This window comes from Pseudarthrobacter sp. CCNWLW207 (genome assembly GCF_037203945.1).
GTDB lineage: Bacteria > Actinomycetota > Actinomycetes > Actinomycetales > Micrococcaceae > Arthrobacter.
The window spans coordinates 66,434-85,483 of sequence record NZ_JBBCBS010000012.1 but is presented as its reverse complement, the minus strand read 5'-3'; the positions used below and the strand labels follow the sequence as shown (position 1 = coordinate 85,483).

The following is a 19,050-nucleotide window of genomic DNA, read 5'->3' as shown; positions in this document are numbered from 1 at the left end:
CAGGGAACGACAAAAGGGCCGGTCATCATGATGATGACCGGCCCTTTTCGCTTGTGCCCCAGGAGGGAATCGAACCCCCGACCCGAAGATTAGAAGGCTTCTGCTCTATCCCCTGAGCTACTGGGGCTGGGCATTGTCCAGTTTAGACCTAAGCACGACCATGCCCGAATCTTGACCGCAGCTTGCGAAAAAGCCAGCTAATCAGTCACCTGTCGCGACGGGCGATGGGTCTGCCACTTCTGCCTGGGCTGCCGCTGCGTCGTAGCTCTCGGCATGAACCGTCTCCAGGGTGAAGATGCGATTGGCCAGTTCGTTCATAGCCCTGCAGAGCTGAGGAATCGAAACTTTCTCTCCCAGGACGGAAAGCTCCAGCCGGACATCGTCAAACAAGCGCAGCACGTTATACGGCGTCTGAATGAACTCCGGCATTCCAATGTTGCTATCAATGATGGGTTGCCTGGCGAGCAGGTGCTCATCAAGTCGAGCATCGAAGTGTTCCAATGAATTGCGCACTTTACGTTCCTTCAAGAAGGCGAAATCATCTGCAACGAGCGCGTGCCTCAGTTGTTCGCCGCGATCGTTGGTGAACTTCTCCAGTTCCGCGTACGCGACGGGATTCATTCCCTTGCGCCGAATTGGCGGGTCAGGCCACAACGTTCTGGACACTGCCACCGCCGCGGCAAGGATTCCCTGTGCAGTCGCGAAGACCTCAGTGATCCTGCCAGACCGAGCTGCCTCTTGGTGCAGCCCTACCAAGTATTCAGCGATGTTTGCTTGTCGCTTGATTTCCCTGTAGTAGATGTCAAGCTGGCTATCGTCCATGCAGAGACAATAGTTCCGTGTGCGGCGGATTGCTAGGACAATCAGTCAGGCCCCTATGTGAGGCCTGGGTAACCCGCCTTCAGCGAAGCGCTGACGATGCCGCATTCGGATTCGGTCAGGGCGCGGTCCCAGGACACCACTTCGAGTACGTCGATCTGTCCGAAGTTGGTTGTGCCGTACCTGCCGAGCAGGATCTGCGTGTTGGCTGTGGCGCCGTTGAGTGGCTTGTAGCCGCCGTCGATGGACAGTGCGCCGGTCGTGCCGTCGGCAATGATCGTGATGACGTGGTAGAGCTCGGGCTGCGGGTAGGGCCAGTACTGGCCCGGGTTGGTGCTGACCTGCGTACCGAGCCGAGGCGTTGCCTCGTTGGTCCGCCGGACGAAGTTCGCGCCGGTGCTCAATATGCCGGTGTTCTTCCCGACAGGCGCCGTCACCTTGCACACCAGAGTGATCGTCTTGGTGGTGGCGAGTCCGCTCGCGCTCACGTCATCGTCCACGCCGTCGAACCGGATAACCGGCGTCGTTCCGTCCATGGCGATGGTGGGTCGCTTGGCGGCGTTGGCTTGGACCAGAGAGACGGTCCCGGTGTGCGGCGTGATGGCCGCCAGGGCCGTTCCGGCGCCGCCGGTCTGCTGCTTGGAAAGCCAGCGATTGGTGTACTCGCTGACGCCCACAGAGTGGATGCCGTCAGACGGGCCCGGATCGGGGGCAGGTGCAGTGACGACGAAGCCGCCCACCTGCTTTGTCGTGGACCAGCTGGAGGTGCCGATCTCGTTCACCGTGGCCGCCCTGACCCAGACGGGGGCGTCGGATGCTGCCTCGGCGAAGGCCTTGGTATCGATCGGGTTGGCGCGCGCGACGGTCTGCCACGTGGTGCCGCTGTCCGTGGACATTGCGATCACGTAGTTGGTTGCCCGCCCGATGGGTGGCTCCCACGAAATCGAGACGCTCTTCATGGTCCGCTCAACCTGGAGGTTGAGGGGCGGCGTTGGCCCGACGCCGGTGTTGTTTAGCCTTGCCCGGTTCAGGGCAGCAGAGAACATCTGCCCTCGCCGGGTGTGCCCGTGTGTGGCCCAGTGGATGGGCTCGTTGTACTTGCTCATGTTCTCGGGCCCGTAGATGTACGCGGAGAACTTGATCCTCCGGGGCGTATCGAGGAGCGCGGCGTTGACGTTCCCGGCAAGGATCGTGTCGGCAATGGTTTCGGGTGTCATGGAGCTGACCAGGATGGGGAGGTTGGGGACGGCGAGTGATGTCCGGAGCCACGTGAACAGGTCATCGACGCGAGTCGCGTACCAGGAAGCCCCGTTGTCGCGGGCTTTGCCTCGGTCCTGCTCGCCTTGGGACCAGAGGATAGCGACGAACCGGGACTCTGCGGGCGCCGCAGCTAGGGCGGCCTGTGCCTGGGCGAGTGCGTTGAGCGCGAGGTTCTTGGGGTCGGCGGTCAGGTTCCGGTCCCATGTGCCGTTCGCTACCGTGGTGTAGCCTGCTTGGCCGGTGAGGGACGTGGAGCTAAAGCCGGTCTCGCCCTTCCCCAGCGGGAGGTATACGACCCTTCTGCCATAAGCGAGGTGTTCTCGTGCGTAGGCCCGGGAGAACGACCACGGCAGGTAGTCGGGCTGGCCGCTGGCCGTGACGCCTGCGACCCCAGCGACGGCGTCCCATTCGAGGACGCGGTCATCTGATTCGGTGTAGTACGTGGCGGTGTAGTCCGTGCGGGTCTGGTTGGACTGGCCCAGACACAGGACGATGTCCCAAGGCATCCGTGCCATCGGGTCCGGCGGGCTCTGTTCAGTTGCTTCCGCCTTCTCCGGAGAGATGAAAAGGGCGGCAGCCCCGGCGCTTGCCGCGGCTGCCGTCCCTACTCTCAAAAGGTTGCGGCGGTTTGGTCCGCCTACCGGCTGTGTGTCCTGCGATTTTGCCGCCCGGTGTTTGGCGGCGCGCCGATAGTGCGCCAAAGTTTCCCCCATATGCTCGAATGAATCGAGCTGAGGGTACCTTTAATTCCGGCATTAAACATATTTGATTGCAGAACTCAAGTCACACGGTTTAGAGGTCAAGCCAGGCGTTTGTGGTCAGGTTCAGGATGGAGAGCTGGCCGAAGTAGATCGGGCCCCTGCCAGCGAGGACGGCTTCCCAGTGCAGCGATGTCGCGCCGGCTGGGACGGTTGCCTCGGTGGTGAAGGCCCTGGGCGGCATGTCTGCGGCCACTACCTTCCATTCTGTCAGGACATTCCCTGCCTGATCCTTGAGGGCTAGCGAGAAGGTGCCGCCGCCCGTGGCGAGGGTGGTTTCGATCATGCCGGCCACGCGGAGCTTGTCCCCGGCAGTGACCCCTGTCAGGTTTGGGCCTACGTCGGTGACCACGATAGGTACGGCGCCGCTCACCGCCAGGGCGTTCCCGACGAACCCCGTCCGGGCGGCCCGGGTGTGGGTGGTCTGTCCAGCCTCGTAGGTGGGGGTATTGGTCGCTACCCAGCCAGTGGGCAGGTTGGCTGTGCCGGTGGCGAACGTGCCGTTGGTGTCCAGGTTCAGCGGGTCTGCTGCGCTGGTCATGAGCGGCGGCGTGTGCGGGCGGAGCAGCGGCCCGACGGTCGCCCACACGGCGTCAGCCACGATCTTGGACGCTTCCCCGTTTAGGTGCGTTCCGTCCCACGTAAGCCCGGTCTGGAACATGCCCGTTGCCGGGTCCACCAGTTTGGAGTAGATGTCAACCAGCGGGATGTTGTGCTTGGCGGCGTACTGGGACAGCCACGCGTTGATCCGTGCCCGGTTGGCCTGCTGGCTGCTGGCCAGCGCAGTGGTGTTGGACGACGGCGGTTCGGCACCCAACGCGCCCACCGCGGAGGACTGGATCCAGCGGTGCCCCACGGAGTACCCGGGCGAGGCGGACGCGGGGACATAGCCCAGCAGCCCGTAGACCCCGGACCCGTCAGAGGTTTCGCAGTAGATTCCGTAGAAGTTGGCGCCCTTGACGTGGTCCCAGTAGACCCGGACAGCGCTAGTTGTGTTGGCCACGACGACGGACACGGCGGCGGACGGCAGGGTCTCGCCGGTCGGAGTGGACTGTACCGGGCCGTTGCCGGCGGTGACCTTGAACCGGTAAGTGCGAGGCACGAGTACCCCGGCGATGGAGGACGCGAGCTGCGCCGTGACACCCGTGGGCGCAGCAAGGGCAGCCTGCCCCTGCGGGACGGTGTTGACCAGGAACAGGCCGACGCCCGCCGCTTTGCACTTGGCGTGGGCCTCGGTGACGTAGTCGATCATCTCGGACGGGTAGCCCGCGCCCTGCCCGTCATTTCGTCCGGGCATAAGAGACACCAGAGTCGGGTTGTGGGCGAGGACATCAGCGTCGAAGAGGTTCTTGAGCTGGGTGGAGTTATACCCGCCGACGCCGGAGTTTTTGACCAGCCGCAGAGCACCGTTGGACAGGACGCTGGCGAGCGAGCACCACGAGCTGCGGTACTTGGGATCGGTCTGGTTGTCGAACTGCTGGGTGTTGGAATCACCCTGCCCGATGTAACGGGAACCGTCGAGCAGGCTGCCTGCAATAGGAGCCTCAACCTCAGAAAGAATCGTGGCAGAAAGTTCGCCTTCCGAGAGCCGCTCCGGCAGGTCCGATTCCTGCAGCGTGACAAAGCCGGTCCGGCCGTTGAAGCCGAGCATGGCCGCAGTCGGAGCGGTGACCGGAATGGACACCGGGCCGTCCGGAACCAGGTCCAGATCGATCACGCCTGACTGCCCCTGCAGCGGCTTGAGGTTCTTGTTCCAGTTGATCGGGCGTTCGTTGGCGTACTCCCAGGATGCGCTGATCTGATAGGCGAAATCGGTCACGGCGTTGCCGGCCGAGTCGATGAAGCCGGGCTGGTCCACCGCGGGAACCTGGAACTGGCCGAGCTGGCCGGCTTCGGCTGTGAAGGAGTCGGAGAACTCCGGCAGCGGCTGGCCGGTGGCTGCCCAGATCACGCGCGAGGTCGGCTTGACGGTCACCTTCGTGACGACGTCCTTGCCGGTGGCGGTGAGCGGGATGCCAAACGCGATGGTGTTCAGCACCATGCCTGGGGGAAAGCCCATGGGGAAAGCTCCTATCCTGCCCGGTGTTCCGGGGCGTTGTCCTTCGGGGAGGTCACACGTTCAATCGCGGGGCTGATGCCGGTCGGTTTCCAGAGCGTCTTGTAGCTACTGCCGGCGGCGAGGAAGATCAGCAGCGCAAGCCGCAGCACGTCCAGGGTGGTGAAGAGACCCAGCACGTAGGCGGTCACCGCGGCCACCAGCAGATAGAAACCGAAGGCCACCAGCGCCTGGGTCCGTTCGGACCACCGGGACTGCTGGATCGTGCTAATGACCGGCGGGCTGAAGAAGCCCACGGCGAGCGCCCAGAGCGCGGGCGTGCCGAGGTTCAGGAACTCGTTCACTGGGGCAGTTCCTTCCCGATGAAGTCTGCGGCTTCGGGAAGGGCTGCGCCTTCGAGGTCCACCAGCTCACCGCGGATGGTTTCGAAGCCGGCGTCGAGGCGTGCGCGGAAGTCGTTGATCACCCGGTCGCCGGTGGAGTTGTCCGTCTCGTGGTCCCACTTCTTGAGTTCGTACGTTGCCGCGGCCAGCGCGTTGAGCTGGATGTCCGTGGCGGCTTTGATCTGGGCCCGGTTGTCGAGGATGACGCGGTCGCCCATCCCGTTTACAACCAGCTGGACAAAGACTTTGTCGTCATGTTCAAGTGCCATTCCGGCCTCCTCTAGTGCGGTGATGATGGCCGAAGCCAGGGTGATGGTCCCGCCGCGTGGGCGGATGATCCCGATCAGTCCCTTCTTGGGAAGGTGCTGGAGGATGATTGGGCCGGTCGAGTCGAGGTCGTATCCCGGCAGGTCGGGCCGCGCTGCTGAGCTGTTCTGCGAGAGGCACAGGAGCCAGCCGTTGCCGGTCTCCTGCTTGACGGCGTTCGCCACGTGGGTCTTGGGGTACCAGACCTGGTTGGAGTCGCCCCACACCAGGGTGTCCCCGGGCATGACGGTTGCTTCGGGCGGCAGCAGCTCGTAGGCGGCGGCTATCTCCGGAGACTGCGGGAATGCGTCAACCATGTTCCCGGCCCAGCCGGGCCAGCGTCCGTCACCGCCGGTATTGATGACCGGCAGGTTCAGGAGTTGGGCGATTCGTGCTGTGGAGTCCCAGCACTGATTACCGAAGGCGCCGTCCACGTTGGTGTAGGTGCCGTTGAGGGTCAGTACGAGTTGCATCATCTGCTGTTCGGTGATCGTCGTCATGGGGTGATCCCTTCCGCGGCGCAGGTGTAGGTGGCCGAACCGGGCGGGTTCGGTGTGCAGGTGTAGCTGGTGCCTGTGGCGTCGGTGAAGGTGAAGGACTCCGGCGCCGGACCTGTGGCGCCGTCCGCGCCTGGTGCTCCGTCTGCGCCTGCGGGGCCCGCCGGGCCTGCCGGGCCGGGTTCGCCCTGCGGTCCGGGTGGTCCGGGCTGGCCGTCTGCGCCGCTGGCTCCGGTCGCACCTGGTAACCCTGCTGCGCCTGTGGGTCCTGGGACGCCTTCAGGTCCTGGCGGGCCTCCTGCGCCGGCTGCTCCTGCGGTCCCGGGCGGTCCCGTTGCCCCGTCCGCGCCGTCCTCTCCGGGCGGGCCTGCCGGGCCGGTGTCGCCCTTTGGCCCCGCGATGGATTCGGTGGGGTTCTCGAGGACGGATTCACCCTTGACGCAGACGTCCCGGTTGTCGATCGTGAAGCTGCCCTCGTCGGTGCAGATCCTCTTGATCTCCTGGGCGAGCGTGGCCGCGTTGGACTGCGCGGTGTTGCGGTCCTGCGTGGCGACCCATTGGTTGAAGCCAAGGAACCCCACGCCGAGAGCGATGGCCAGGACGCAGGCGAACAGCGCCCAGCGTGGGGGGAATTCCCTAGGTGCAGATGCGCTCATTTTTCCTCGCCTTCTTCGTCGTCGCGGCCTTCTGCCTTTCGGAGATCCGCACGCAGATCCCGGTTCTCCTTCCGGAGTTCGGCGTTGTCCTTGCGTAGTGACTCTTTGATTTCCCCATCGATCCTTCGGAAGATGAGGTACAGCCCGAGGGCGCCGCCGGTCGAGAGCAGGACTCCGCCGACGGTCTTGACGAGATCGAGAATCCCAGCGTCCACACGTTTAGCCCTCCTTTGAATCGGGACACATCACGCGATCCTCGTTACGCGGACGCGGCCGGCCCAGGTTGTTGTCCCAGACGCCAGCGAGATGTAGGAGGTGAAGAACAGGGTGGTGTTCGCTGCGCACTTGTAGTTCGCCACGCTGACACCGCCGGTGTCTTCGCCTGTGTTCGGTTGCCGTTTGACGTTGGTGGCGCCGTTCATCAGCTGCATGAAGGACCGTCCGTTTCCGGTCACTCCGAATGAGGCAGCGACGTCGATGGCGTACGTGCCCGCATCGCGGAGGGTCAGCCGGTCAGTACCAGGAGTCGTGACGAAGGCGGTGTCTGTGGTGTTCGCCGCATCGTTGGTCATGGTCGAGGAGCCCCAGACCGTGGCCGATGGGACGCCGGCCACGCTGAAGGTCCACTCGGAGTGACCGAGGTGGTCCCAACCTGTACCGTTCCACCGCTCGACCGTGCCGAAGGCGCTGACCTGGTTCATGTCCGTGCGCAGGATCTCCTGGCCCTTGGTCGGCGCGGTGATCTCGGCACGCTCGGTGGCGTTGCGGATGGTGATCCGCGCGCCACGGGCCGCCGTGTGCCGCCACACTTGGGTGACCGTATTTGACCCGTCGGAGGTCCCAGTCGTGCCGGCGAAGATCCGGGCCTCGGCAATCACGTAGGCACCTGCGGGAAGGGAGCCCGTGGGCTTCGTCGGGGAAGCCGCGGCGGTTCCCTTCACCACGTCGATCACTGCTTCGTTGTCGGCGTCGCCCTTGGCCTGGTCGTTCTGCTTGACGTAGATCAGGTCCCAGCGTGAGTTCGACCCCGGGGCAGCATCGGTGGCAACGTTGGTGGTCCCCGTAAGGGTCGGCGTGTAGACGCCTTCTCCTGCGGTCCGGTTGATGACCAATGGAGCGGGCCCGATGTCATAGGACCAATCGGCCTTGGCTATGACCAGCTGGTCGGTTGCCTGCCCCAGCACGCCGGAACGGGGGACGCCCGGGGCGTTCTCCGCATACAGGCCAGCCAGCTGGAGCCGGTGCTCGACCGTGGTAGTACCTACGCCCGCGATGGGCGCAACGCCGGGTCCTCTGTTGACCGTCATAGTGTTCCTCCCAGTGCAATGACCGCAGCCTCAAGGGCAGCAAGCCTGTCGTCTTGTTCATTGAGTTGGCGGTCCTGGTCCTTGGCCACATCCAGCAGGGCCAGCGCCAGCAGGTCGTAGCGGATGCCGTCGATCTCGCCCTCGTACCAGACCACGATTTCGGGCACGAGCTCGTGGACTTCTTCGGCGATCAGCCCGTATTCGTCGGTGGCACCCGTGACCATCTGGTCCGGGCCTTCCTGCCCCTCTGGTGTGGGGATTCGGACCGGTTTGCGGTCGAAGATCTTCGGTTCCAGCTGGAGGACCTTCTCGGGGTCCACCGCGTAGGGCCGGACATTCTGCTTGTACCTCATGGATGAGGTGTTCTTCCCGAGGTGGTTGCCGCCGTCGTTGCCCACCCATACGGCGTAGAACGTCGTGCCGGCAACATTGTTGTTGAAGGCGTAGGCCGAGCCATCGGCGAGCGCCACGGCTGACGTGACGTCGCTGCCGGCGTGGGTGTGGGCCGTGGGTGTGAAGGTGGCCGGCTTGCCGGTGATGGCTGCCCAGGAGGTTGAGGCGCCGGTGACGAGCTTGACCCATACGCTGTTGACGTCGTCCCAGATCTCGCCGCCGAAGTTGCCCGGGTCGGAGAGCAGTGGGCCGAATCGTGCCATTGGGGTGGCTGCGGAGTCCTGGATGACAAACGCGCCGTCGGCGGTTTGGAAGATTCCGATGACATTGCCGGCGGCATCCACTGTGTAGAAACCTGTTTCGTCGGCGCGGATGCCGGCTCCGGTGTCGTCTGAGATGGCCATGGACCGTTGCGGGGCGCCGCGTTCGAGTTCCTTGGTTCGGCGCTGGTGGTCCTTGTTGTTGTCGCCTATTCGTTTCCGGGGGTCCGGGTCAGGGATGGAGCGGGGTGCGTCGATGGTCATTACACTCCTGCCGGCATCGGTGCGGGGGTGAGCTTCACCTTTTGGCTGTTGTCTCCGTCGATCGCCATGATGCGGACGCGGCGGGGGCCGGGCGCGATCATGGGGTGGTCGTCGGGGACGATGATCATTGCGAAGTCGCCGGGCTCGTACTCGCCCAGGATCGGGTTCGTGCTGGCTTGCACGGTGGTGTCCCACGTTTCGATCGGCCGGCGGGCTGCTGCCATGCCGGCGTTGGCGTGGGCCTGAAGGATGCCTTGGTCTTCGACGTCCTTGGACGCGGCGTCAGCTTCGGTCCATGGATATTCGGCGTTGAGGATGAGATCCAGATCTTGGGCACTGGCTAGCTTCATTTCCAGTTCGGAGCCCGCGCCTGGCTGCCAGACCCGATCGGCCATCCCAGTGGCGTCTTCGGCCACGCCGATCCCGGATACGCCCGACTCTTCGGTCGTGCCGTCCCATACCCAGTCAGCGCCGACCTGGTACAGCAGGGGCGATGCCGTGCTGCCGTGGGTCATGACCCATTCGATGCGGGTCAGGTCCGCGGCGTTGTACCGTGGCCGGAAGGCGATGTCCGGGCCGTCCTCCACCTGGGTGAGCTTTCGCAGCAGGTCACCGAGGTACGGCAGTTCGTAGCCTTTGTGGTGCCGTTCGTTGCTTCCGGTTTCCGCCACGGCCGGGAGGACGATCGGGAGTCCGGGGTTGTGGGGGTTGGCGAAGATGGAGACCCTGACGTATTCGCGGGCGACACCGCCGAGGGATAGGCCGGTGAAGTCCAGACTGGTTCGGGTCACGGCCATGCCGCCGACGATCTGCGCCCAGTTCAGGGCCTTGATCTTGTCCAGGATGGACCAGAGGCCCTCCGCGCCGAGCTTCAGCACGCCGGTGTTGACGTCGTAGTGCTTCTTCCAGATCGGCCCGGCTTCGAGGATGGTGTCCCCGTAGGCTACGGCGAGGTAGTTCTTTTTCGTCGCGGTGATGTTCCGGAGGTCTTTAGACCGCAGTTCCTCGGACAGGGCCTTCGTCGTGATGTCGATGGCGCCGGCGCCGTTGAGCCTGATTCCCCACGACAGGCTGGCTACCGGCAGGTCAGCGGTGATCGATCCAGTGACCATGTTGCCGATGAACACCCTGAACTCCGGGGCTACCACCATGCCGGCCTCACTTCCACTGTCATCTGCGCACCGATGGAACCGGACGCTTCGAAGAGCCACGTGCCGGCGGTCTTACGCGCCAGCCGTGTCCACTCGCGGACGGTGAGCTTGCCGGACCTGTCGGCGTATCCCTCGAGGAGGACGGAGCCGTCGGCGGTGTCGAGCCTGATTGTCTGGCCGATCAGGATCGGGTCAGAGTAGACGAGCTTCCGGCCGGACTGGACATGGGTGATGCTGAACCCGAAAGGCATGTCCGTGGTGACCGCGGCGACAGTGAACGCCGGCGCAGTGTCTGCCGTGCCCAGATTCGCCAGAGTGACCGTGCCGGGGGCGCCAGCCGTGCCGTAGTCCAGCGGATCGCCCAGAGGGTAATCTAGGCCGCCGCCCGGGGTGGCCACGCCCGTCACGGCGGTGACTGGCAGCCCGTACTTGCGGGGCCTCGGGCAATGGAATTGGAACTGGTAGGTGATGGTGGTGTCGTTCTTCATCCCGATCTTGGGATCACTGAACAGTCCGGCGCCGATGGACATGTCCGCCGTCGCCGTGTCCGTCACCTCCAGCACGCCGTTCAGCCCGTCAGCTAGGACGGCGGCCAGCTCCTGCTTGGCAAGAGCGGCCACGTCCTCATTCGGGCAAGTAGCGTCGCCTTCGATCGTGACCAGGCGGGCCCCGCGGTAGGCCCGTTCGCTGAACTCGCCGTGCGCGTTCATCCGCTCAGTCCGTTCACGACGCACCGAAGGACCGTCGTCCCAGCCTTTGATGTCATCGAGCCACAGGGTGTAGCCGGACGGGCTGACCCAGCCGTCAGTGCTGAACGTCAGCCCGTCCACCGTCAATGAAGTGGTGCCCATGTCACCCCTTCCACAACAGTTGTTCGGCGGCTGCCCGAGCCAGTGTCTCTTCGTCCATGCCGGGTGCCCCGTTGACTTGTATCGGCCGTTGTTCCCGGATGGCCTGAATCAGGTCATCGATCGTGGAGCCCCCGCCGGCGCGGTAGCCTCCGGTGGTTCCGGAGCTGCCGAAGCCGCCGGCCGTGGCGAACTCGGGGACGGTGACCAGGGTGGACATGCGGTCGTCGATCCGGCCCTGTGTCCGGCCGACGCCGACCAGGATGCCTTCGCCGATGTTCTCGCCGAACCCGGCGAAGACCTTCGACGGGGAGGCAATGCCGAGCGCAACTTTGAACGGCTCCACGATCCACCCGGGCAGCAGGCTGAGGAAGAAGTTTCCGATGGTTCCGGCGAGTGACTTGATGCCGTTGAAGAGGCCATCAACGATGTTCTTTCCAGCGTTAAAGAGCCAGGTCCCCGCGCCGGACAGCGCCCCGGTGATGGTGCTCCACAGCCCGGAGAAGAACCCGCCGACCTGCCCGATCATTCCGGACACGCCGGACACGATGTTGCCCCAGATGCCGCCGAGGAATCCCGCGACCTGCCCGAAGACGCTGGAGATGAAGTTCCATGCTGCGGAGAATCCGGAGGAGATTACTCCCCACACGGCGCCCACTGCGCCGGAGATGACTGCGACGATGTTGTTCCAGACCCCACCGATAAATCCGCCGACGGCCGTGAACACTCCGGAGATGAATCCCCATACGGCGGTGAAGATCGCGGAGACCACACCCCACACCGCCTGCAGCGCGCCCGTGATGATGCCCACGTACCAGTTCCAGACCCCAACGAAGAACCCGCCGATGGCCGTGAAGACCGCCACAATGTTGTTCCAGATGGCAGCGATCTGATCGCCGTGGGTTTGCACGAACGCGGCAATGATGTTGCCGACCAGAGAAACGATCCAGTTCCAGACGCCGCCGATAAAGGAGCCGATAGCAGTGAAGACCGACGTGATGAAGTTCCACACATTAGTTACCCCGGAGATAATCGGGTCCATCACGGCGTGCACGCCGACCATCACCACGGCGGAGATAGCAGCCCAGATCCCGGACAGGAAACCCAGCAGGCCGTTCCACACCTCGGTGACCCAGTTGCCCAGGCCGCCCCAGATCTCGTTCCACCAGTTCGCGAAGCCGCCCATGATTCCCTGGAACCAGCCGACGAAGCCGCCCCACGCTTGGGTGAGGAAGGCTACGACGGTGTCCCAGTTCATGACCAGGGCGACAATAGCGGCGATCAGCGCCACGATCCCGACGGTGATCCAGACAACGGGGTTCGTGGCCATGACGAAGTTCACGATGGCGATCACGGCCGCGAGCGCGCCGAGAGCTATCACTGCAGGGACGATGACGGGGGCGAACTGCTGCAACCCTTCGAGGATTGGCGTCAGGATGGGAAGCATCTGCGCACCGAGCGCACCCAGGCTTGTCTCGGCTTTGCGCTGCAGCTCGGTGAACGCGGCGCCCGGGCCTGAGTGGAGCTTTTCTCCGAGGGTTGCTGCTGAGCCTTCGACGGTGCCGAGGGCTTCCTGGGAGTTCAGCAGGGAGTCGATGAACTTGGGGATCTCGGCGGTGCCCAGATCTTCGATCGGGGTACCGAACAGTGCAAGCGCTGCCTGTGACTGCTGGGCCGGGTCCTTGATGTCGCCGAGTCCCATGATGATCTTGTCGAACGCTGCACGGGCAGTGTCGCCGCCGGCCAGCAGCTGGTTGGTCATGTCGGTCTGGTCCATGCCCAGCGCCTCGTAGGCGCCGGACGTTGCCTTGGACATGTCGGTGGCGCGGATGGTGAATTCCTTCAGCGCGTCGCCGGTCTTGTCGATGCCGTAGGCGCCCTTGGCGGAGGCGTCCGCGAGCAGTGTCATGGCCTCGCCGCCGGACATCCCGAGGTTGGCGAACATGGGGCCGTACTCGTCCACGGCATCGAGGACGTCTTCGCGGACGTTGACCGGGACTTTGGACAGTGCCGCGGCCAGCAGGTCGGCGGCTTCCACGCCGTCCTTCGCCAGGCCGGTGGTGATCATCTGCCCGGCTACCTGCGCGGTGCGTCCAACGTCCAGTTCGAAGGCGGCCGAGAGGTCCATGACCTTGGTCGTCACGGATTCGATGTCTGCCTGCGACTGGCTCGCTAGTCCCTTGATGGAGGAGAGGGTGGCGCCGACTCCGGCCGAGACAGCTTCGAAGGAATCCCCGTAGCCGTCGGCGTACATCTGGCCGGCGGTCTCTCCCGCCTTGGCGGCTTCCGGAGCGGCGAGGTTCAGGCCTGCCGTCATGGTGGAGGTGACCGAGTCCATGTTGATGGCCGTGGTCAAGCCCTTCATCAGGGCCGCGCCAGCGATGCCGCCGGCCGCGCCCGCCGCCATCGGGGAGAACAGTGCTGCGGTGGCTTTGGACCCTGCCGCGCCGAGCTTCCCGACCATGGAGTCTGCCGAGTTGGCGACTTCCTGGAATGTCTTATCGACGCCCTTGGACGTGGCCAGAATGTCGAACAGCAGTTGCTGGGTTGCCACCAGGGACCGCCTTCCTTATCGTTTCCGGGCTTTGTCCTGCTGTTCTTCCCAGGCGGCTGCGTTCGCTACGAACTTCAGCCACATCAGGTAGGGCAGGTCCCAGACGTTCAGCGGGGTGATACCGGGCCAGACATGGGAGATCGTGGTGATCCATCGGTAGATGGACGCCTCGATGTCGTCAGCCTCGTCTAGCTGGCTGCTGCTGCGGCTGGCTCTGCGCCCGGAACGGTATCCGTCCGGGCCACCGTAGGGTCCTCGGCCGCGGCCTCCGTCTCGTCGGCTTCGAAACCGATCTTGGAGAGGGGGAAGTCGTTGGCTTCGGACACGGTCACGGACTCGCCGGCGTGGCGCTTGCACAGCCACACCATGGCCTGGAGCGCGAGCAGGTTCTCGGCGTCTTCGAGGAAGTCCAGCGGGTCAGCCGGTGTGCCGTCTTTCGGGGCGTTGTCCTGCATCCGCTGGAAGGCATCCCGCAGGGACTTGATGCCGATGCCGGGGTGGCCGTCGCCTTTGGTCTGGATCTTGAGGGTGTACAGGTTGCGGAGGGTCGCGCCCTGGATCGCTTCCTGCAGCGGGTACTTCTTATCTCCAACAATGAGCTTCACGCTTTTACCCTTTTCCGTTGAGTGCGTCTTCGATCGCGGCGAGCGCTTTCTCTTTCGCGTCGACGCGTCCGCGCTTGATCGGTTCCCACCAGTAGGGCTGGCCGAACTGCTTGACGAATGATTCTTTGTTTCCGAACACTGGGTGCCGGATGACTTTCTTGTTCCAGACCTTGACCATCGGGCCGCCGACTGACTTGTCAGCGCGGACGCTGATCCCGGATCTGGTGGCGCCGGCTACGACGCGGGTCTTCAGCGCGGCCTTGACCCGTTCCCGCATCCCGGTACTGCGGGACCGGCTGGCGGCCTCGGCTTTGTAGACGTTGACCGCCCGGAGGTAGGCCTTGCCGCTGCCCTTGCGCTGGATGCGTTTGACCCGCATCCCGGCTTTGCGGGCGTTGCCAGGCTTCGCGCCGGACAGGATGTCTCGCTGGTCCTTGATGATGTCGTCGCCCACGCCGCGGAGGTTGCGGCGCAGGTTCCGCTGGACGGCGGGCCCGATCTCCTTGGCTCTCGCCAGCGCCTCCCGGATGTTCGGGGAGGTGATGGTGATTTCCGGAAGATCAGGCCCACCGCCGCGCTGGTGTGCAGCGCGGGCCATTAGATCGTGGCGTCGGTGGTGACCAGTGCGACGTAGATCGGCGAGCCCGCAGCCAGGCCGTCCAGGACGGTGAAGTCAATGGACTGCTTGACGACCGATCCGCCGGCAGACTTCGGCAGTTCCCCTTCGAGGCGGATGTCCGGGAAGTGGAACTGCAGCGCGTACTTCGCCGACGTGCCGATCGTGGTTGCGGACAGGAACGTCAGAGTCAGGCCGAGGGCTGACTGGTTGAGGTAGGCGTCCCGCAGTACGGTGTCGCTGTACTCGGCAGTGACCTTGCCCTTGACATCGGCCAGGCCAACGACGGGCTTGCGGTTGCGCTTGCCCGAACCGCCGAAGGTGAACCCGCCGTCGTCGATCTTGTTATCGAACGTGACCGAGAAGTCTTCGATCGTTGCTGCGACGGTGCCGCCAGTGGCAAGCGCCGTCGCCGTGGGTGGGGTCTGTGATCCGCCGACGACGATCGCGCCCTGGGCGAAGTGGAACAACTCGCCGCCCACGACGTAGGACGGTGCCGCGTAGGCGACGTCGGTCTTTACTTCCTTCGCGTCCCACGTGGTCTTCAGCTTCACCAGGTCAGCGTTGGACGCGGAGAACTCGCCGGAGGTGCAGACCGCGCCAAGGAACGTCATGGCCGTGGCCGCGCCGCCGCCCAGGGTGGGAATGCCCTTCTGAATGGTGTACGAGTTCAGCGGGTCCGTGGTCGTCGGGGTGTACAGCTGCTGGAAGACACCGGCCTGCCCGGGTACCGCGGTGGAAACGCCCGTGCCGAACAGCGCCTCGAGCAGGATACCGAGGCCCTTGCTGACCAGCTCGACGTTGATGTCGCCGCCAGCGGACTGCTTGGCCAGAACACGGCGGGCCGAACGGGCGACGCGGGAACCTACGCGCATGCCAGCGCCCTGGACGAACGTGGGATTCCACGCCAGGGACTCGTCGATGAACTCGGGGAAGCGGTCAACGGTCACCGCCGTGCCGTACGTGGTTTCCTTCTTCAGGCCCACAGAGCAATCAAGCTGGGTCGTCACTGGTCTTCACCCTCTCCTTCGCCGCTGGCTGGGCCGCCTGCGTCCTCGTTGTCGCCGTCGTGGCTGTCTGCCCCGTCGTCGTCCTGCTGGGCCGTCAGATCGGCGGCCAGCGTCTTGGCCGCTTTATCTGTTGGCTGGTAGTTGTCGGGCTGGAGGAGCAGGACGCGGGCCTGATCCTCGGTGACGTCGACAATCTCGTCGGCTTCAACGACTCTGCGGAGCAGAGGGACGTCGAGCGCGCCGAGCGGGGATATGTTCTTCAGTCTTGGCATGGGGATTCTCCTAGGCCGATATGCGGGCTTGGGCGGTGAAGGTCGCGACGACTTCCGTCACGCGGCCCTGTTCGATCAGGTCCTCGGGCGTGGCGCCTTCGGATTCGTGGGACGTGAGGAAGCACTGCCGGACAACGCCGCCGAGGGTAGTGTCAGTCATCCGAACGTGATGCTCGATGCGGCGAAGCAGCTCGTAGGCCCGCTCCGCGGTGGCGATCTCTGCCTCCTCGTCGCCGCCGAGGAAGCAGGACACCGTGACCTCGACGGTCAGGGTCTCTTCCCGGCTGCGGTTGGTTGAGAGCGTCGCTGCCTGCTGCCCCACCGAGAGCCTGCCGAAGGAGACGATGTCTTCCGGGTTGTAGGTGGCCGGCTGGCCGAACACCACGTACACATGTTCGGTGTCGTAGTCGTCGGCCATCAGCGTCTTGATCGCCTGATAGAAGGCCTTCTTGAAGGCCAGCCCGAGCGTCGCCTGTGTCAGAGTGAGGTCTGTCATGCGAAACCGCCCACCTGCTCATTCGGTGCGCACAGCTCCATGACCCGGCGGGGCACTGCGTACCCGGACGGTGTGAAGGCGTCGCCCTCGGGTGCCGCGCTGCGGATGTTTCCGCCCGATCCCTGCATGCCGCCCTGCCACCAGAACCGCACCAGCTCGCGCGCGGCCAGCCTGATGTTCGGCGGGATCTCCGCGTTGCCGATGCGGTACGTGATGACCAGCTCGCCGCTTGGGAAAGCCGTCACCGCCGTGCGGGTGCCGCAGTAGATGATGCCGGAGACCAGGTCAGGGACGTAGTCCACAACCGGGACGCTGTCTGCCGTGATGCCAAGGATCTGGTTCGGTAGATGCGGGAGGACCACGGTCGAACCGCCGCCCCAGGTTGTGAAGGTCTTCGTCGCGGCGAGCATCGGGCCGGTGATGTCTTCGATCACCGGCGTTGCCGCTGCCACGTACAGGCGCAGGTCCTGCGCCTTGGCAGGGTCAGCGTTGGCCGGCAGCCGCAGACCCGCAAGCACTTCATCCAGAGGGATGAGGAACTGCGGATCTGCAGGCCACACGTCCAGCACATCGGTGTAGGCACCGGCGCCGCCCGCCGTCCAGGACAGCAGATACCTGCCAGCCATGGCCGGGGCGAACTGCGCCAGGGTGGTCTCCTTGTACCCGGTCACTGTGGGTGCCGGGTCCAAGGTGGTGCCGTCCGGCCGCTTGACCGCGAGCGCGTAGGGTCCGGTATCCGGCGCGGTGGGCCACCTCACCGTAGCCAGCGCGCCGAGGTCAAGGGATGCCATTACTTCTTAGCCGCGGCTTTCGCTTCGGCGTCAGCGTCGGCAGCCGTCTTCTTGGCCTGCTCCTCGAGGAGCTTGGCGTCGGCTGCCTGGGCGTCAGCTTCGGCTTTCGCCTTGGCTGCTGCCTGGGCGTCGGCCTCTGCCTTGGCGCTGGCGGCGGTCTGGCGCAGAGGCTGGTTGCCTCTCGTGGTGGCGGTCTCGACTCCGGCGGTGGTGGCCGTGGCGGTCTCAACGTCCGGGTCAACGGCGATTCCGCTGCGAAGCAGCTGGTTGGCCTCGGATTCTGGCAGGGCGATCGTCTCGCCGGGTGCGGGCCAGTCCTCCCCGTCACGTGTTCCGGAGATGCGGCCAACGAGCCGTACAGTCTTCTTCTTTTCAGCCATGATCTAACTCCTTTGAAAGGGTTCGTGCTGGGTGGAGAGCAGCGGGCGGCCCCTGTGGTCAGGGGCCGCCCGCTGCGTCTTGGGGTGATGGCTAGGAAGCGCCGCCGGCGAAGTGCTTGACAGCACCGGTCTGGTCCACCAGGACACCGTCGCCGCGGATGATGGCGCGGTAGGTGATCAGGTCCTTGTCAAACGCGAAGTCGTCGGAGCGCTCGAAGCGGACGCCGTTGACGATGCGGGCGAAGTAGGCTGACATGTCACCAAAGGCCACCGACTTGTTGCCCAGGCCGATGCTCGGCATGTTCGGGTCGGTAAAGACCGGCTTGCCTTCGATCATGTCGGGCTGCCCGACGATGACGGACGGCTGCCAGATGTACCGGCCTTCCAGGTCCTTGATCTTGCGGAGCGTCGCGGCGGTGCCGTCCTTGATCAGCCAGCCGGCAGCCGGGCTGTTCCGGTACGGGCCGATGACCGAGTAGAACAGGTCGATCAGGTCATCCCAGGTGGGGGCGCCGACAACCCCGGTTCCGCCGGTCTTGCCCAGCGTGGTGGACGTGATCAGGCCTGACGGCTCGTTGGTGCCCGTGCCTGCTACCAGCTTCGCGCCGAAGGCGTTGCCGATGGCGCGGCCGGCCTGGCGGGCGATGAAGCCCTCAAGGTCGAACGCGGAATCGTCGGCCAGTTCGCGGCTGAGCTGGCTGAGGTTGCCGAACTTGTACGCGTACAGGGACCGCTTGCCGAGCACGGGCTCGGACGTCGGGATGACTGCACCTTCAGCGACCTGCGCGCCGGTGGGAGCGGAGACCGTGACGGGAACGCTGATCTCTTCACCGCTGGAGGTGTAGAGGATCGTCGCGCCAGCGGAGAGGATCGCCGACGTTTCGATGGCGTGCTCCATGAGCTGGCCGTAGAACGTGGTCGGCACGGTGTAGCCGCCGGCGGACGGGGTGCCCTTGACGAGTGCCCGGACTTCCTGGCGCTCCGCGTGGGTGGGTGCGTACTCCCATGCGCCGGTGCGGCCCTTGAGCATGTTGCGCAGCAGGACCTCCGCGGCTTCCTGGTTGCGGTCTTCGCCGCGGCCCGGGATGTTACCGAGGGAAGCCTCGATGTCGCGCTGCTCGTCCTCGAATGCGACGAGACGGTCAGCCTGCGAGCGCAGGGAATCCATCTCGGCGGTGATCTCGTTGAACGAGTTCTCTTCCTCGGCGCTGAGGGCGCGGCCCTCGGACTCCGCGGCGTCGATGATGGCCTTGCCCTTTTCGTGGGCGGCTGCGCGCTTTTCGAGCAGCTTCTTTGCGAGCACTTTGCTCATGGCATTTTCCTTTCCGGAAATGTCGAAGTGTTTACTGCGGTGAGGTGCGGGTGGGT

Annotated in this window: 20 protein-coding genes and 1 tRNA gene; all 21 read right to left on the bottom strand. The window is 64.8% G+C overall.

The features are described 5' to 3' along the window. Positions 1-54: 54 nt before the first annotated feature. The 21 genes from V9L17_RS18125 to V9L17_RS18025 all read right to left on the bottom strand — a co-directional run bounded on the left by V9L17_RS18125 (position 55) and on the right by V9L17_RS18025 (position 18,994). Positions 55-127, bottom strand: a tRNA-Arg gene (locus V9L17_RS18125). A 74-nt stretch (positions 128-201) separates the two neighbouring features. Next, positions 202-822, bottom strand: a complete 621-nt coding sequence (locus V9L17_RS18120; protein ID WP_337352383.1) for a hypothetical protein — start codon at positions 820-822, stop codon at positions 202-204. A gap of 53 nt (positions 823-875) precedes the next feature. Continuing rightward, positions 876-2,792, bottom strand: a complete 1,917-nt coding sequence (locus V9L17_RS18115; protein WP_337352382.1) for a fibronectin type III domain-containing protein — start codon at positions 2,790-2,792, stop codon at positions 876-878. Between the two features lie 79 nt (positions 2,793-2,871). Beyond that, on the bottom strand, positions 2,872-4,896 hold the full coding sequence (locus V9L17_RS18110) for an SGNH/GDSL hydrolase family protein (protein WP_337352381.1): 2,025 nt from the start codon (positions 4,894-4,896) through the stop codon (positions 2,872-2,874). Positions 4,897-4,907: 11 nt separating this feature from the next. Continuing rightward, a complete protein-coding gene (locus V9L17_RS18105) occupies positions 4,908-5,237 on the bottom strand; it encodes a hypothetical protein (protein WP_337352380.1) in 330 nt (109 codons plus the stop codon). Beyond that, positions 5,234-6,082, bottom strand: a complete 849-nt coding sequence (locus V9L17_RS18100; protein WP_337352379.1) for a hypothetical protein — start codon at positions 6,080-6,082, stop codon at positions 5,234-5,236. The genes V9L17_RS18105 and V9L17_RS18100 overlap by 4 nt, the downstream gene beginning before the upstream one ends. After that, complete coding sequence (locus tag V9L17_RS18095; protein ID WP_337352378.1) at positions 6,079-6,735, bottom strand: hypothetical protein; 657 nt, start codon at positions 6,733-6,735, stop codon at positions 6,079-6,081. Before V9L17_RS18095 ends, V9L17_RS18100 begins: the two co-directional genes overlap by 4 nt. Then, on the bottom strand, positions 6,732-6,950 hold the full coding sequence (locus V9L17_RS18090) for a hypothetical protein (protein ID WP_337352377.1): 219 nt from the start codon (positions 6,948-6,950) through the stop codon (positions 6,732-6,734). The genes V9L17_RS18095 and V9L17_RS18090 overlap by 4 nt, the downstream gene beginning before the upstream one ends. A 30-nt stretch (positions 6,951-6,980) precedes the next feature. Beyond that, a complete protein-coding gene (locus tag V9L17_RS18085; RefSeq protein WP_337352376.1) occupies positions 6,981-8,042 on the bottom strand; it encodes a hypothetical protein in 1,062 nt (353 codons plus the stop codon). Continuing rightward, a complete protein-coding gene (locus tag V9L17_RS18080) occupies positions 8,039-8,959 on the bottom strand; it encodes a tail fiber domain-containing protein (protein WP_337352375.1) in 921 nt (306 codons plus the stop codon). The genes V9L17_RS18085 and V9L17_RS18080 overlap by 4 nt, the downstream gene beginning before the upstream one ends. Further along, positions 8,959-10,110, bottom strand: a complete 1,152-nt coding sequence (locus V9L17_RS18075) for a hypothetical protein (protein WP_337352374.1) — start codon at positions 10,108-10,110, stop codon at positions 8,959-8,961. Before V9L17_RS18075 ends, V9L17_RS18080 begins: the two co-directional genes overlap by 1 nt. Next, the gene (locus tag V9L17_RS18070) at positions 10,101-10,961 is read right to left on the bottom strand and encodes a hypothetical protein (RefSeq protein ID WP_337352373.1); all 861 of its coding nucleotides are present in this window, start codon (positions 10,959-10,961) and stop codon (positions 10,101-10,103) included. The genes V9L17_RS18075 and V9L17_RS18070 overlap by 10 nt, the downstream gene beginning before the upstream one ends. Before the next feature lies 1 nt (position 10,962). Further along, the gene (locus V9L17_RS18065; protein ID WP_337352372.1) at positions 10,963-13,512 is read right to left on the bottom strand and encodes a phage tail tape measure protein; all 2,550 of its coding nucleotides are present in this window, start codon (positions 13,510-13,512) and stop codon (positions 10,963-10,965) included. Positions 13,513-13,700: 188 nt separating this feature from the next. Then, entirely contained in the window at positions 13,701-14,117 is a 417-nt protein-coding gene (locus V9L17_RS18060) for a hypothetical protein (protein WP_337352371.1), read from the bottom strand. A 4-nt stretch (positions 14,118-14,121) separates the two neighbouring features. Then, entirely contained in the window at positions 14,122-14,715 is a 594-nt protein-coding gene (locus tag V9L17_RS18055; RefSeq protein ID WP_337352370.1) for a hypothetical protein, read from the bottom strand. Beyond that, positions 14,715-15,743 carry a phage tail tube protein gene (locus V9L17_RS18050; RefSeq protein WP_337352369.1) on the bottom strand — a complete coding sequence of 343 codons (1,029 nt, stop codon included), beginning with the start codon at positions 15,741-15,743 and terminating at the stop codon, positions 14,715-14,717. Before V9L17_RS18050 ends, V9L17_RS18055 begins: the two co-directional genes overlap by 1 nt. After that, entirely contained in the window at positions 15,740-16,015 is a 276-nt protein-coding gene (locus tag V9L17_RS18045; protein ID WP_337352368.1) for a hypothetical protein, read from the bottom strand. Before V9L17_RS18045 ends, V9L17_RS18050 begins: the two co-directional genes overlap by 4 nt. A 10-nt stretch (positions 16,016-16,025) precedes the next feature. Beyond that, on the bottom strand, positions 16,026-16,511 hold the full coding sequence (locus V9L17_RS18040) for a hypothetical protein (RefSeq protein WP_337352367.1): 486 nt from the start codon (positions 16,509-16,511) through the stop codon (positions 16,026-16,028). After that, the gene (locus V9L17_RS18035; protein WP_337352366.1) at positions 16,508-17,302 is read right to left on the bottom strand and encodes a hypothetical protein; all 795 of its coding nucleotides are present in this window, start codon (positions 17,300-17,302) and stop codon (positions 16,508-16,510) included. The genes V9L17_RS18040 and V9L17_RS18035 overlap by 4 nt, the downstream gene beginning before the upstream one ends. Further along, positions 17,302-17,682, bottom strand: coding sequence for a hypothetical protein (locus V9L17_RS18030; protein WP_337352365.1), 381 nt, complete (start codon positions 17,680-17,682; stop codon positions 17,302-17,304). The genes V9L17_RS18035 and V9L17_RS18030 overlap by 1 nt, the downstream gene beginning before the upstream one ends. 91 nt (positions 17,683-17,773) lie before the next feature. Beyond that, positions 17,774-18,994 carry a phage major capsid protein gene (locus V9L17_RS18025; protein ID WP_337352364.1) on the bottom strand — a complete coding sequence of 407 codons (1,221 nt, stop codon included), beginning with the start codon at positions 18,992-18,994 and terminating at the stop codon, positions 17,774-17,776. Between the last annotated feature and the right edge of the window lie 56 nt (positions 18,995-19,050).

Excerpts from the sequence above, each read along its gene's own strand:
- V9L17_RS18120 (WP_337352383.1), bottom strand. The coding sequence starts at position 822 with ATGGACGATAGCCAGCTTGACATCTACTACAGGGAAATCAAGCGACAA.
- V9L17_RS18115 (WP_337352382.1), bottom strand. The coding sequence starts at position 2,792 with ATGGGGGAAACTTTGGCGCACTATCGGCGCGCCGCCAAACACCGGGCG.
- V9L17_RS18110 (WP_337352381.1), bottom strand. The coding sequence starts at position 4,896 with ATGGGCTTTCCCCCAGGCATGGTGCTGAACACCATCGCGTTTGGCATC.
- V9L17_RS18100 (WP_337352379.1), bottom strand. The coding sequence starts at position 6,082 with ATGACGACGATCACCGAACAGCAGATGATGCAACTCGTACTGACCCTC.
- V9L17_RS18095 (WP_337352378.1), bottom strand. The coding sequence starts at position 6,735 with ATGAGCGCATCTGCACCTAGGGAATTCCCCCCACGCTGGGCGCTGTTC.
- V9L17_RS18085 (WP_337352376.1), bottom strand. The coding sequence starts at position 8,042 with ATGACGGTCAACAGAGGACCCGGCGTTGCGCCCATCGCGGGCGTAGGT.
- V9L17_RS18080 (WP_337352375.1), bottom strand. The coding sequence starts at position 8,959 with ATGACCATCGACGCACCCCGCTCCATCCCTGACCCGGACCCCCGGAAA.
- V9L17_RS18075 (WP_337352374.1), bottom strand. The coding sequence starts at position 10,110 with ATGGTGGTAGCCCCGGAGTTCAGGGTGTTCATCGGCAACATGGTCACT.
- V9L17_RS18070 (WP_337352373.1), bottom strand. The coding sequence starts at position 10,961 with ATGGGCACCACTTCATTGACGGTGGACGGGCTGACGTTCAGCACTGAC.
- V9L17_RS18055 (WP_337352370.1), bottom strand. The coding sequence starts at position 14,715 with ATGGCCCGCGCTGCACACCAGCGCGGCGGTGGGCCTGATCTTCCGGAA.
- V9L17_RS18045 (WP_337352368.1), bottom strand. The coding sequence starts at position 16,015 with ATGCCAAGACTGAAGAACATATCCCCGCTCGGCGCGCTCGACGTCCCT.
- V9L17_RS18040 (WP_337352367.1), bottom strand. The coding sequence starts at position 16,511 with ATGACAGACCTCACTCTGACACAGGCGACGCTCGGGCTGGCCTTCAAG.
- V9L17_RS18035 (WP_337352366.1), bottom strand. The coding sequence starts at position 17,302 with ATGGCATCCCTTGACCTCGGCGCGCTGGCTACGGTGAGGTGGCCCACC.
- V9L17_RS18030 (WP_337352365.1), bottom strand. The coding sequence starts at position 17,682 with ATGGCTGAAAAGAAGAAGACTGTACGGCTCGTTGGCCGCATCTCCGGA.
- V9L17_RS18025 (WP_337352364.1), bottom strand. The coding sequence starts at position 18,994 with ATGAGCAAAGTGCTCGCAAAGAAGCTGCTCGAAAAGCGCGCAGCCGCC.